The sequence below is a fragment of the Flavobacterium sp. MMS24-S5 genome (assembly GCF_050320125.1).
Lineage (GTDB): Bacteria > Bacteroidota > Bacteroidia > Flavobacteriales > Flavobacteriaceae > Flavobacterium > Flavobacterium tyrosinilyticum.
Map to the genome: position 1 here is coordinate 5,251,435 of NZ_CP190016.1, position 12,978 is coordinate 5,264,412.

General features: G+C 32.9%; 9 protein-coding genes and 2 pseudogenes. 8 read left to right on the forward strand and 3 right to left on the reverse strand.

Translation table 11 applies throughout. The features are described from left to right. The first annotated feature begins 486 nt into the window (after positions 1–486). The 3 genes and pseudogenes from ACPWTF_RS24185 to ACPWTF_RS24195 all read left to right on the forward strand — a co-directional run bounded on the left by ACPWTF_RS24185 (position 487) and on the right by ACPWTF_RS24195 (position 3,916). Positions 487–2,037, forward strand: coding sequence for a vitamin K epoxide reductase family protein (locus ACPWTF_RS24185; RefSeq protein WP_427873649.1), 1,551 nt, complete (start codon positions 487–489; stop codon positions 2,035–2,037). Between the two features lie 104 nt (positions 2,038–2,141). Next, positions 2,142–2,324 (forward strand): hypothetical protein, encoded by a 183-nt coding sequence (locus tag ACPWTF_RS24190; protein ID WP_427873650.1) that lies wholly within the window; start codon positions 2,142–2,144, stop codon positions 2,322–2,324. A gap of 231 nt (positions 2,325–2,555) precedes the next feature. Next, positions 2,556–3,916, forward strand: a pseudogene (locus ACPWTF_RS24195) (NAD-dependent succinate-semialdehyde dehydrogenase). A gap of 60 nt (positions 3,917–3,976) precedes the next feature. Here ACPWTF_RS24195 and ACPWTF_RS24200 read toward each other — a convergent pair. Further along, the gene (locus tag ACPWTF_RS24200; RefSeq protein WP_427873651.1) at positions 3,977–4,579 is read right to left on the reverse strand and encodes a hypothetical protein; all 603 of its coding nucleotides are present in this window, start codon (positions 4,577–4,579) and stop codon (positions 3,977–3,979) included. Positions 4,580–4,778: 199 nt separating this feature from the next. On the opposite strand from ACPWTF_RS24200, the gene ACPWTF_RS24205 reads away from it, so the two are divergent. The 5 genes from ACPWTF_RS24205 to ACPWTF_RS24225 all read left to right on the forward strand — a co-directional run bounded on the left by ACPWTF_RS24205 (position 4,779) and on the right by ACPWTF_RS24225 (position 11,043). Next, positions 4,779–5,477, forward strand: a complete 699-nt coding sequence (locus tag ACPWTF_RS24205; protein WP_427873652.1) for a DUF1826 domain-containing protein — start codon at positions 4,779–4,781, stop codon at positions 5,475–5,477. Positions 5,478–5,613: 136 nt separating this feature from the next. Continuing rightward, positions 5,614–7,038: an amino acid permease gene (locus ACPWTF_RS24210; RefSeq protein WP_427873653.1), complete on the forward strand. Its 1,425-nt coding sequence runs from the start codon at positions 5,614–5,616 to the stop codon at positions 7,036–7,038. 170 nt (positions 7,039–7,208) lie between these two features. Continuing rightward, positions 7,209–7,835 (forward strand): MEDS domain-containing protein, encoded by a 627-nt coding sequence (locus ACPWTF_RS24215; RefSeq protein ID WP_427873654.1) that lies wholly within the window; start codon positions 7,209–7,211, stop codon positions 7,833–7,835. Positions 7,836–8,099: 264 nt separating this feature from the next. Next, the gene (locus tag ACPWTF_RS24220; protein ID WP_427873655.1) at positions 8,100–9,122 is read left to right on the forward strand and encodes an META domain-containing protein; all 1,023 of its coding nucleotides are present in this window, start codon (positions 8,100–8,102) and stop codon (positions 9,120–9,122) included. A 343-nt stretch (positions 9,123–9,465) separates the two neighbouring features. Beyond that, on the forward strand, positions 9,466–11,043 hold the full coding sequence (locus ACPWTF_RS24225) for an arylsulfatase (RefSeq protein ID WP_427873656.1): 1,578 nt from the start codon (positions 9,466–9,468) through the stop codon (positions 11,041–11,043). A 44-nt stretch (positions 11,044–11,087) separates the two neighbouring features. On the opposite strand, the pseudogene ACPWTF_RS24230 reads toward ACPWTF_RS24225, so the two are convergent. Both ACPWTF_RS24230 and ACPWTF_RS24235 read right to left on the reverse strand, forming a co-directional pair. Beyond that, positions 11,088–11,177: pseudogene (locus ACPWTF_RS24230) on the reverse strand (XRE family transcriptional regulator); the annotation flags it as partial. Between the two features lie 514 nt (positions 11,178–11,691). Next, on the reverse strand, positions 11,692–12,879 hold the full coding sequence (locus ACPWTF_RS24235; RefSeq protein ID WP_427873657.1) for a DUF2931 family protein: 1,188 nt from the start codon (positions 12,877–12,879) through the stop codon (positions 11,692–11,694). Positions 12,880–12,978 lie beyond the last annotated feature (99 nt).

Genomic DNA, 12,978 nt, shown 5'->3' on the forward strand with positions numbered 1-12,978 from the left:
AAACAGATAAGATTGATATGGAGAAGTTTTTCGGAACAAGGAAAATTGTCGAGAGAGTAGAAATCAACTTAAAAAAAATGAAGGAAAAATGAGGCTGTTTAATTTTTTTAGATCCAAAAAAGTTTTGACACACTCAGAATCTTGAGATTTCTTTTATAGCTCTTTCACAAATTTTAACTTTTTTGAGATCCAAATTTTGACAAATGTCTAAATAGGCAGATGCTCAATTTGAAGAAAAATAGAGTAATTTTTATGACTATTGTAAAATTTAATTATATGATTAAAACCCTAAAAAAGACCGATAAATACTTGGATTGTTTATATTGAGGATATGTTAATGTTTGTGTAGATATAGTGTTTATATTGCATTTTTTTGTCGAAATTATCAAAAAATATGCCAAAATGTACTATTTTTTTTACTGAAAAAACTTGCTTGTTTTGAAAGATTTAAATTACATTTACAAAAAACAAACATAATCTTTAGACATGGTACAATTAGTTCAAAAGTATTTAAGCATCAATAATTATAAAGATCAAACAGAAGAATTCGAAGACCTATTTCAATCTCATCCTGATTATCCCAGTCTATTTGCCATTACCGACACTTTTGATTTATTATCCATAGAAAATGTTGCCGTAAGAATTCAAAAAGAGCAATTCTCTGAATTGCCAGATTCTTTTTTGGCTGCATATAAAAATGATATCGTCTTAATAACCAAAAACGGAGATTTAATAGACATTGAGTCAAAAAATGAAGGGAAGAAAAGTTTATCTTTTGATGATTTTACTCAAAATTGGGAAGGTATAGTCACAGTTATTGAGCCAAATGATAGATCAAAAATTGTAAGCCTAAAAACAAACTCAAATTGGTATTCTTATAGTTTGGCAATTCTTGCTTTAGTAGTTGTTTCATTTGTTTATAACAGCTATGGCATTAGCGAAATTTTATTGCTTTTAACCTCAATTGCTGGTTTTGTTTTTAGTGTTTTTATTGTCCAAGAAAAATTGGGTGTAAAAAGTGAAATAGTTTCTAAATTCTGTAATATTAGCCCAAATGCATCTTGTGATTCTGTAATTGGTTCTAATAAAGGAGAAATTAATAAGTGGGTCAACTTCTCTGATCTGCCAGTACTCTTTTTTGGCGTTAATTTAATTGCAATATTATCTAATCCTTCTGGATCAAGTCTTGTAATTGGATTGTTGAGTCTTGTGTCTATACCTGTAATATTATATTCTATTTATGTACAAAAATGGCAACTTAAAAAGTGGTGTTTGTTATGTTTGACAATTTCCTTTATCATAATTTTTCAAAGTGCTGTTTTTGTTTTTATGAGAGAGTCATTTGTTTATAATTCATCTAGTCTTTTTTCTTATTTGTTTTCGATAATACTGATAGGAGCTATTTGGTTAAGTATAAAGCCTGTTTTAACAGGTAAAATGAAAGCAGAAAAAGAAGTAAGTAAACTGAAAAAATTTAAAAGAAATTACAAGATTTTAAATTTCTTGACTAAAGAAATCCCCGTTTTGGCTGGTTTAAATAAATTACACAGTCTGAAGTTTGGCAATATTGATGCTGATGTTGAGCTTTTAATTATAATAAGTCCTGGCTGCGGGCATTGTCATAAAGCTTTTGCTGATTCCTTAGAATTAATAACCAAATATCCTGAAAAAGTGTCTTTGAATGTTTTGTTCAATGTTAATCCAGAAAATAATGATAATCCATATAGAATTGTGGTAGAGCGATTATTGGAAATTAACTATACAAAGGAACATTTAGTTTTAGAAGCAATTTCAGATTGGCACATAAAAAAGATGGGATTGGATAAATGGCTTGAGAAATGGAATGTGGGGCCTATTGGTATGAAAGTAAATCAGCAAATAGAATTGCAATACAATTGGTGTTTTGAGAATCAGTTTAATTATACGCCTGTGAAAATTGTAAACAATCAAATGTTTCCTAGTGAATATGAATTAAATGATTTAAGATACTTTTTAAGTGATTTATCAGAAGAAAAAAGTTTGAGAAAAGTGGTTTGATAATAGTATAAAAATATATAAAAAATTCTTGCGCAAGAATAGACATAAACTTCAAGTGTCTTTAAACCGATTGAGGTATTAACTAATATTAAAAACTATATGCTATGTTAAAAAACATCTTAAAGTTAGACGGTGTTGCTGAGCTAACTAAAACTGAAAAAAGAAGTGTAAAAGGAGGTTTAGCTTGTGTTGGTGGGGTATGTCCAAAACCAGGTAATTATTGCTGCTATTTAGGAGATAGTGGTGAAGCTATTTGCAGACTTAATGGCACAAGTTGTCCAGGATAAGAATTTCAAATTCCTGTTATATTTCAATTTAGGTGCTTTAACATAATGTAATATAACTATAGAAAAAAGAATTTCTAACATCAGAATATCAGAAGAGACTGTTTCGGCAGTCTCTTTTTTGGTTCTAAAAGGAAACTTTCATCAAAAAAACAAGCTTTACACAATTTAAAAACTAAAAATAAATTGTACCTTTTATATCGTTTTTAAATAAATACGATAAAAAATAATGTTATGATAAAGTCTATAAATCCTTATAATCAAGAGATTGTCTATGAAGTTGCTGAGTTTGATAGGAAAGAAGTAGAAAATGCAATTGATAAAGCTGATGCCCAATACGCGATTTGGAAAGAAATTCCCTTTTCTGAACGTTCCGTTTTAATGAAAGCTGCCGGTCAAGAGTTAAGGAAAAACGCACGAGAATACGCCGAGGTGATTACCCAAGAAATGGGAAAACCGATTACTCAGGCATTGGCAGAAGTAGAAAAATGCGCTGCTTTATGTGATTACTATGCGGAGAATGCGTCTAAGATGCTTGAAGATAAAATAATAGAAACAGAAGCGCATAAGAGTTATGTAAGCTACGAACCAATAGGAATTGTTTTGGCCATTATGCCATGGAATTATCCTTTCTGGCAAGTGATGCGTTTTGCCGTTCCAGCATTAATGGCGGGAAATGTTGCCGTTTTAAAACATGCCAGCAATGTGATGAAAAGCGCCATGAGCATTGAGAAAATATTTGATCGAGCAGGTTTTCCTGCAGGATGTTTTACTAATTTGCCCATTGGAAGTAAAATGGTAGAAGAAATCATTAAAAATCCTAAAATTAAAGCAGTTACACTAACAGGAAGCGAAGCCGCGGGAAGAGCCGTAGCTGCTGTTGCTGGAAATGAAATTAAAAAAACAGTTTTAGAGTTAGGAGGCAGCAATGCTTTGGTGGTTTTTGCAGATTGCAACTTGCAGAAAACGGTTAAAACTTGTGTGCAGGCGCGTTTTCAGAATGCGGGGCAAAGCTGTATTGCAGGAAAACGTCTTCTAGTAGAATCGTCTATTGCAAAAGAGTTTATAAAAGCTTTTATAGAAGAAGTTGGCAAACTTCGTTCGGGCGATCCTTTGAGTGAAGAAACAACAATAGGAACAATGGCAAGAGTGGACCTTGCTGAAGAATTGGAAAAACAGCTTCAAGATGCATTGGATAAAGGGGGTGAAGTTTTATTCGGAGGTAAAAGAAATAAGGCTTATTTTGAACCGACTGTTATTGGAAAAGTGACGACAGATATGTCGATTTTTAAAGAAGAAGTTTTTGGTTCGCATTAATTGGAATCACGACTTTTAAGGATGAAAAAGAAGCTATTGCACTTTCCAACAATAGTCCATTCGGACTTGGTGTTACCATTTTTACAGAGGATTTCGAAAAAGCATTCCGATTAGTGCCCAAATTTAATGAAGGAGCAGTATTTGTAAACGAACTGGTAAAAAGCGATCAGAGGCTGCCTTTTGGCGGAACTAAAAACTCCGGATATGGCCGTGAACTTTCGCAAGATGGCATTCAGGAATTTGTAAACAAGAAAACGGTTTACATTAATAAATATTAATAGAAGTAAAAAAGGTGTTTGAAACTCTCAAACACCTTTTCTAATTTTAGAAATCCTACTTTACGGATTAATTATGTCTGAGTCCGGAAGGTTAAAAGATCCGTCTGTGACTTCTACTGCTAATCCTGATTCTAGATTTCGAACCTTTCCAGAAAAGGTCCCTTTAATTCCGTTTTTACTTATAGATTCAATTTTTACTATAAAAACGTCATCGGCAGCTCGAGTACTATACAAAATAGTTCCGTTTGCGGTTTGAACAGCATATCGGGCCACCATTTCTAATTCTGCTGGAGTAGAATAAGTGCCTGCGGTGATGTTTCCTCCAATTTTCCAAATTTCAAAATCTAATGATGGAGGAAGTTGCTCACCAGCAGTTTTAGGATAAGGCGCTTCAGATCCCCCGAGTATAATATACTCAAATCGATTATCGTTGCCAGCGGACTGAAAGTTAGCATTATAAAAATTTATTTTACGACCATCTAGAGTGGCTTTAAAATAATAATCAGATTCATTGTTATTTGATTCACTATCACTGCTTGAACAAGCCGAGAAAAGCACGGTTAAAATGGAAACATAAAAAAGCTGTTTTACAAAACGAGCTGTTTTATTTTTTAAAGAAAATGATTTCATTACTTTAAAACCATCAAAATTAGTATCTATCATTCTATATTTTTTTTAGTTCATAACAAATTTACCAATGCAAGATGCAGTAAACAATACCTGATTTCATGGTTATTTGCTATTAAAAAGCAGTAGCTTTTCTTTAAGAAAAGAGCGCAGCATCAAATAAAATTAAATGCATAAAAAGGTAAGAAGCAACTGCTATTGCCTATTTTTGCAATCGATCTAAAATATCCAAACTATGAATAAAACATTTTCTTCCAACAGTCAAATTGGTGTGGTCTCTACTTTTTCTGAGCTTGTAAGTACTGATTTTAAGGAAGAAATGAATGCATTATGTTGGTACAGAAATCTGGATGGCGATTTTAAAGAGATTGTGAATCAATTAAGTTTAAAAGAAAATATAACCGAAGTTTCTCCAGAAGATTTAATTGCACTTCAATTATCTGGAAAAGGAAATAGAGCCAGAGAAATTATCTTAAACGATTTGCAATTATTGACTGAATTTGGCGCTTCGCCTTCTCTTAATTTACTGAAGTGTTACGAGCGCGATGACGAATTTGATTTCATATCTACCGATGTATATTCGTTTCACGTTGATCGTTCACCCATTGCAACCGATACATTTTTGTGCACTTACCACGGAACGGCAAGTGATATTATTCCTAACTCGCAAGCAGAACAGAAAATTTTAATTCCAGAAATTCGAGCAAAACTAAAAGAATTGCATGATGGGGCAGAGGAAGAATTCGAAGACTTTTTAAAAGAGAATTTCTTTGACCTGCATTATCAATTGCATAAAGACGCAGAACCCATTAATTTAGGAAAAATGCATCTGTGGCGTTTGGCTGTCGATCATCCAAAACAGCAAGTGAAGCCTTGCATTCATAGGGCGCCAAAAGAAAATGATGGAGAATATCGCTTATTGTTGATTTGCTAGTTCAACGGCTAAAAAAAGAATATTTATATTTAATTATAAGAGAAGTCACAGAACGATGCTTTGTGTGATTGCTTTTTTAACTTATCTTCGCTTTTTATACATTCTGAATACATTTAAATACCTTAAAACAAAATCTGTGAAAAACAATCATGATGCTGTAGAAGAGAATCAGCTTAAACGTGGACTAACTAACCGACACATTCAGTTAATTGCCTTAGGCGGATCTATAGGAACAGGTCTTTTCCTTGGCATTGGTTCAGCGGCCGTATTAGCAGGGCCATCTGTTATTTTAGGATATGCTATTGCCGGAATTATCGCTTTCTTTATTATGAGACAGCTTGGCGAAATGGTGGTCGAAGAACCCGTATCAGGAAGCTTTAGTTATTTTGCCTATAAATATTGCGGTTCTTTTGCCGGTTTTGCATCAGGTTGGAATTATTGGATTTTGTATATTCTGGTAAGTATGGCCGAACTGACAGCCATTGGAGTTTATGTGCAGTTTTGGTGGCCGGAGATTCCGCTTTGGGCATCCAGTTTATTTTTCTTTCTGGTTATTAATGCCTTAAATTTTGCCTCGGTAAAGGTGTACGGAGAAACTGAATTTTGGTTTTCAATTATAAAAGTGGTTGCGATTATTGCCATGATTCTTTTTGGTACTTATCTGCTAATAAGCGGAACAGGAGGAGAGCACGCTACGATTCATAATCTATATAACGACGGAGGCTTTTTTCCAAAAGGGATTTTTGAAAAAACTGGAAATGGCGGTTTTCAAGGTCTGTTGTCAGCAATGGCTTTGATTATGTTCTCTTTTGGTGGTTTGGAACTTATTGGAATTACCGCTGCTGAAGCACAGAATCCAGAAAAAAACATTCCAAAAGCAACCAATCAGGTTATTTATAGAATTCTTATATTTTATGTTGGGGCATTAGTCATTTTATTTGCTTTGTCGCCTTGGAGACAAATTACGACAGACAGTAGTCCGTTTGTAATGGTTTTTCAAAACTTAAACGGAATGGAATTTGAACTTTTTGGTAACAAAATATTTTTTACAAGCCTTATCGCCAATGTGCTTAATTTAATTGTATTAACTGCCGCTTTATCTGTTTACAATAGCAGTGTTTACAGTAACTCGCGAATGTTATTTGGTTTAGCAGATCAGAATAGTGCTCCTAAATTTTTAAAGAAGTTAAACAAACAATCGGTTCCAGTTAATGCCATTTTAGTTTCTTCGTGTTTTGCGGCTATCTGTATTTTAATAAACAAAGTAATTCCAGAAGAAGCTTTTAGTATTTTAATGTCTTTAGTAGTGTCTTGCTTGGTAATTAACTGGGTTATGATTTCGTATACGCATCTGCAATTTAGACGTGCCAAAGACAAGGAAAATACCAAAACGAAGTTTGCTTCTATATTTTATCCGGTAAGCAATTACATCTGTTTCGCCTTTTTATTGGGTATTTTAGCCATTATGTGGATGACGAATATGGAGATATCTGTAGAATTAATTCCGATTTGGCTGGGTATTCTTTTTGTGTTTTATAAGGTTTTTAAAGCGAAAGAATAGGCATCATTTAGTATAGTATCATTATTAAGGCATTGATTATTAACATAAGGTTGATTTTCGATGCCTTTTTATATTGGGAAAATTGAAATAGCAAATGGTATTTAAAATTATAAAATGTAGTACTTGTATAAGCAAAAACTTATTGCGATATTTGAGTTATGAACAAACAAATGTCTTTTTCGGTATGTGGAGAATCGTTTTCGGCTCCTATGCATATTTGTGGTTTTTTCGATTCGAGAGAACAACAATATGAAGTCATTATTCCTTATATTTTGGAGGGACTGGAAACGAATGATAAAGTAATTAATATCCTTGAAGGAAACCGTCACGGTGAGCATTGTCGTTGTCTGGCAGATAATGGGATATCTATTGCTCAAAAACTCGCGAGTGGACAATTGGAAGTGCTAGCTTCTGAAAATACGTATATCAAGGACGGCGAGTTTGCTGCCGAAAAAATGTACAAAACGCTTGAACAGACTTTATTATCAGCTTCAAGATCAGGATATGATAGTGTAAGAGCGTGTGGAGATATGATTTGGGCTCTTAAGAATCTGCCAGGAACTGATGAACTTTTAGAATACGAAGCCAAATTAAATCTGTTAACTCCACAACATGCAGTTTCACTAATTTGTATGTACGATGTGAACAGTTTTAGCCCAAGCACACTTACTGATATATTGCTTACGCATCCTTATGTTATAAAGGATGGAAAAATCAGCAAAAATCCACATTATGTAGAGCCTTTAGAATTTATTTCTAATCTTTCGAATTATCGAGCTGATAAGCTTAAGTCTTAATCAATTTTCTTTTTTTCTTATAAGCTTAAAAAAGCTAAAAATCCTACTAAAACATCCTTAAATATAATAGAAAGAAGGACTTTTGCTTAAGTAAAACAAGTAAACTGACTATCAATATCTAGCAGTTTGATTGTTAAGGAAAAAGCCGAATTTAGGGCTGATAAAAAAAAGTTAAAAGCATTCTTTATTTTAGAATGGCACAATTCATGCCTGCAAAAAATCATAAATAATCTGAATGCTTAACCGGTATTCTAAAAAATTAAAATGATGAAAAGATTTAAATGTATGTATGTTTTTGTGGTAGTATTAGTATCAGCATTTACATACGGTCAGGAAAGTTTAAAAATGTTTGTAAAAGAAAGTAAAGTGCCATGTCAAGGTGTTGGCCCTATGGAATGTCTGCAAGTGAAGTATGATAAGGACAAAGAATGGCAGCTTTTTTATGATCATATTGAAGGTTTTAATTTTGAAAAAGGAAATCGATATGAGATAATGGTAACAAGAACCAAAAGACCAGAACCTATTCCGGCAGATGCTTCTTCTTACCAGTATAAACTGAAAAGTATTATTTCGAAAACGCCTGTAAATACCGAAAAAGGCATTTACAATACCAAAATGATTTTAACTCAGTTAAACGGGAAAAAGATAAACAGCGGAAAAGCATTTATTACCATTAACGATGAAACGGGTACCATAAGCGGTAAAAACGGATGTAATAATTTCAACGTAAAATACACGAAGCTTTCTGCAAAAAATCAAATTAAGACCAATTCTCCAATGGGAACTTTAATGGCTTGTAATGACGAAAGCATGAAATTAGAACAAGAATTTAGCGCTGCAATAACAAAGAAAAAGTTCAAAATTGTAAAGAAAAACAATACTGTACAGTTTAAAAACGCGAAGAACAAAGTGGTTATGGAATTTTCTATTCCAACTCAAGACCAATTGTGGAGTTTTATCGAAAAAAATAACTGGAAACTAATAGCTCTAGAAAATGTTGGACAGGATTACGGCAGAGCTTCTATTAAGTTTAATGTAGCAGAAAAGAAAGTGAGCGGAAACACAGGCTGCAACAACTTCTCTGGAACTTATGAAACCAATGATGATCGTATTTCTTTTGATAAAGTAGCGTCTACAAGAATGGCATGTATTGGAGAAGGAAATGAAACAGAACAAAAAGTGTTGTCGTATTTAAACAATAAAGACCTGCGTTTTGATGTAGCAGACCAAACGCTTAATTTTTATCTTAACGATAAATTGGTCATGATGTTTGGCATTACAAAATAAAAGCGTTCTAGAAGTCATCTTAAAATAGAGGATGATTTTTAAAAAATAATTACAAAACCAGTGAAGTTGATTCACTGGTTTTTTTTATGGGTAATTAGTTTTAAAGTCTGAGATTAGATATACACAACGATGGTGTGGAAATTCTTTCTTTGTCTGTTTCTAATACGAATAAAAGTAGGATTTTCCCTTTTTAATCTGTTAAGATATGCTTTGTGTACAAATTCGCCCGATTGGGATATTAAAAAAAATGTTTCAAATTATAATTTGCAACATCATCACGAAATTTTGCTTGTTGCTTGTTTGTAAATTAGTTGTTTAATAAGAACAATTTAAGCATTATATCATGAAAAAGTTTATTGTTTTAGTAGCAGCACTTGCTTTTACAACTCAAATTAGTGCACAGCAAAATTATTTTAATCCAACGGTCAGAGTAAAAGATTATTTAGAGCCAGCAATTCCGCATCCAGATCAGGATAAAGAAATGAAGGACAAAATGAGCAAATTGAAAAATAAACCTAATATCTTGATCATTCTTATTGATGATATGGGTTACGGAGATATTGGTGTTTATGGCGGCGGTGTAGCGATTGGTGCACCAACACCAAACATGGATAAACTGGCTCATGAAGGATTGCAACTGACTTCGACTTATGCGCAGCCAACCTGCACACCGAGTCGTGCGGCGATTATGACGGGAAGAATTCCGGCAAGATCGGGGCTGACAAGACCAACTTTAACTGGAGAAAATCCTAAAGTAAATCCGTGGGCTTCAGAAAATACAACAGCCAAAATACTTTCTCAAAATGGCTATAAATCGGCTATTTCGGGTAAATGGCATTTGGGCGAAAGCAAAGGAAGTCTGCCAAACGAAGTAGGTTATGATGAATGGCTGGGATTTGGTTCTGTTCAGTCAGAATACGCGCAGTTTGTAAACGAATGGATTTATCCAGATTTGATCAATAAGCCAGAAAGACTAGCTGCGGTGAAGAAACTTGTTGACCAGAATATTTTAACAGGTAAAAAAGGAGGAGAAAATAAAGTGGTTCAACCCATATCTACCATAGAAGAACTTTCTAAAGTAGATCAGGTTTTTGCTAATTACAGCGAGGATTTTATTCGACGTTCGGTCAAAGAAAATAAACCATTTTACTTGATTCACTCATTTTCTAAAGTGCACAATGATAATTATGTATCTGAAGGTTATAAAGGAAAAAGCCCTGCAGCAATTCCATATAAAGATGCTATTGTTGAAGTTGATGACATTGTGGGAAGGCTTATGAAACTTTTGCAGGATTTAAAAATAGACGACAATACATTAGTATTTCTTACTTCTGACAACGGACCAAATGAAGATGTTTGGCCAGACGGTGGTTATACACCATTTAGAGGAGGAAAAGGCACAACTTGGGAAGGAGGAGTGAGAGTTCCGGGAATCGCATACTGGAAAGGTATGATTGCTCCAGGACGCATCAGCGATGGTTTATTTGACATTTGCGATATGTTTAATACTTCTCTTTCGGCAGCAGGAGTTTTAGATAAAATTCCTTCCAGTAATTATATTGATGGAGTAGATCAGTTATCGTTTTTTCTGTCAGACAAAGGAGTTTCTAATCGAAACGCTGTTTTTATGTATTCAGAAACCAAATTTATGGCTATACGCTGGCAGGAATACAAAGTGCATATGAATGTTTTTAATACCTCGGCTACAAGAAGAAACCTAGATCAGTCTACTATTCAAAGTATCGGGATGAGTCCGTGGGTATATAATATTTATGCTGACCCAAAAGAACAATTGAGTCAAGGACACCGTTATTTTGAATGGGGAATTCCAGGCGTAATGCAGCTAATTGCAGCACATCTTGCCACTTATCAAAAATATCCAATGAAAGATATCGGTCTAAAGAAACCGGGTGCAGAATAATTCAAAAAAAAAAGAGACTTTTAAGTCTCTTTTTTTTTGAATTATTATTTGTTTTTGATTAATTTCTCAAACCTTATGAGCATTTCATCTTTCTCTTTCAACATCCGCTCATACAACGCAATCATTCGTAAATGCGTTACGATAGCGCAGAAATTCTTTTTGTGCAAGTTCCTAATATTAATAAAGGCAGGATTTTTTTATCTGTTAAGATATACTTCATTATTAACTAATATTAATAATTAATAATTGCAACGCTTAGAATTGCCATAAAAACAAAAAAAGGAATAGAAAATAGTAATAAACCAATATTAATATTTCTTAATATTAGGTTTTTCTGTCGATGAAAAAATATAGTTTCTCTTAGTATAAATATGCTAAATACAAAAAATAGAATGAATGAAAAAGAAGAAAAGAAAAAGATTTCTTCAAAACCTCCATAATTAGTCTCCCCGAATTTCGATATTAGAAATAAGATAAATAAAGGAATGACTAATCTAATTATTAGATGTTTTATTATATTATTTTTCATTTTTTGATAGGTTTATTATAGTTGTAAATATTAATTATTTTGAAAAGATTACCCGTCGATAATTTTTCTATTAGGTTTTCCATCATGCCTATAGAGGTCGAAGTAGAACAGAATTTTGTTTATTCTGCGTCATACACTGCTACTGTAGAGTTTGGTATTTCAACTTCCGATGTTGCTGATTTTAGAAAAACTTTACCTGAATATACCGGCTTACGGATGTTGCTTTTTACAATTTCTTTATTAAATTTAATGTAGAATTCTACATTTTCATTTTGAGCATAGAATGCTTTGAAAATTTTTATCAGCTCTAGGTTTTTATTACGTTCCTCAAACAATGATAAATTTTCTTCTATTTTTTTTTCTTTAGGAACACAGAGATCAATACGTACTTCAAGCTTTCGTTCAAAATTATCTTTAAGAAACAGCACCATATTTGAAGGAATAGCTTTTGATATTTCAGACTTCAAAATATAGTTCAAATCATTGCTCTTAGTATCGAAAGCTTCATGATTAATAAACCAAATCTCATAATCATATATTTTGTATTCTTTTGTTTTATTGAAGTTGACAGAATACTCATATTTTTCTAATAAATCTTTCCAATAAATATTATTTATTTTGTTTTGTGCTATTTCATCTTGTACAAAAGGAAGCATATCTTCTTGATAGCTTTTTATAACAACTTCTCGTTTTGCCTCTCCTCTAAAAAAATCTTTCCACTCCATATTTATTTCGTGTGCCTGATAAGTCCCTATTTCTATTTGTGCAAAACCGCTCATCCATAGCGTTACCAAACCTTTTGGAGCTAATCCAATTGTAAGTTCTGAAAATCTTAAATCAAATTCTGATCCGTCAGGATGCATTTCTTTTCCATAATCTCTCTTAAATAAGTTGTACATTATTTGTTGCGGTAGTTCAAATTCTCCCGAAAAAAACTTGTTTTCAGCATAAGAAAACCATGTTATTTCCATACGCTCTGGTACTTTTCTCAATTCGTCACCTACGACCCAAACGCCATTTCCATTGCCCCAGCCAGATTTTAAAATTTCTCTACTTGGTATCCATTGAGAACTGCCATCAGAGGCAATAAAGCTTCCACTCACAATTTCCATTGGATATTCTTCACCTGCACCTGCAGTTGCCAGCCATCCGAATTTTTCTGTTTTTATAAGCATTTCTTTTTTCTTTTCCTTATTAAATATTAGCATGCCTCTTTCCTTGCATATATTATATCCAGCTTTTAGTAATAATGCTAATAGAATTATAACTATTAAAATGTAAACTTTGTTTAAACTATTTATCTTCATAATTTTAATTTGGTTTCATGCCTTCGACAAATTCATTTGTATAACAGATTAATAATAATAGCATAATGCTTAATATTATAAGAAGTATGAATAAAATTT

Coding starts and splice junctions, on each gene's coding strand:
- ACPWTF_RS24185 (WP_427873649.1), top strand. CDS start 487: ATGGTACAATTAGTTCAAAAGTATTTAAGCATCAATAATTATAAAGAT.
- ACPWTF_RS24190 (WP_427873650.1), top strand. CDS start 2,142: ATGTTAAAAAACATCTTAAAGTTAGACGGTGTTGCTGAGCTAACTAAA.
- ACPWTF_RS24200 (WP_427873651.1), bottom strand. CDS start 4,579: ATGATAGATACTAATTTTGATGGTTTTAAAGTAATGAAATCATTTTCT.
- ACPWTF_RS24205 (WP_427873652.1), top strand. CDS start 4,779: ATGAATAAAACATTTTCTTCCAACAGTCAAATTGGTGTGGTCTCTACT.
- ACPWTF_RS24215 (WP_427873654.1), top strand. CDS start 7,209: ATGTCTTTTTCGGTATGTGGAGAATCGTTTTCGGCTCCTATGCATATT.
- ACPWTF_RS24220 (WP_427873655.1), top strand. CDS start 8,100: ATGATGAAAAGATTTAAATGTATGTATGTTTTTGTGGTAGTATTAGTA.
- ACPWTF_RS24225 (WP_427873656.1), top strand. CDS start 9,466: ATGAAAAAGTTTATTGTTTTAGTAGCAGCACTTGCTTTTACAACTCAA.
- ACPWTF_RS24235 (WP_427873657.1), bottom strand. CDS start 12,879: ATGAAGATAAATAGTTTAAACAAAGTTTACATTTTAATAGTTATAATT.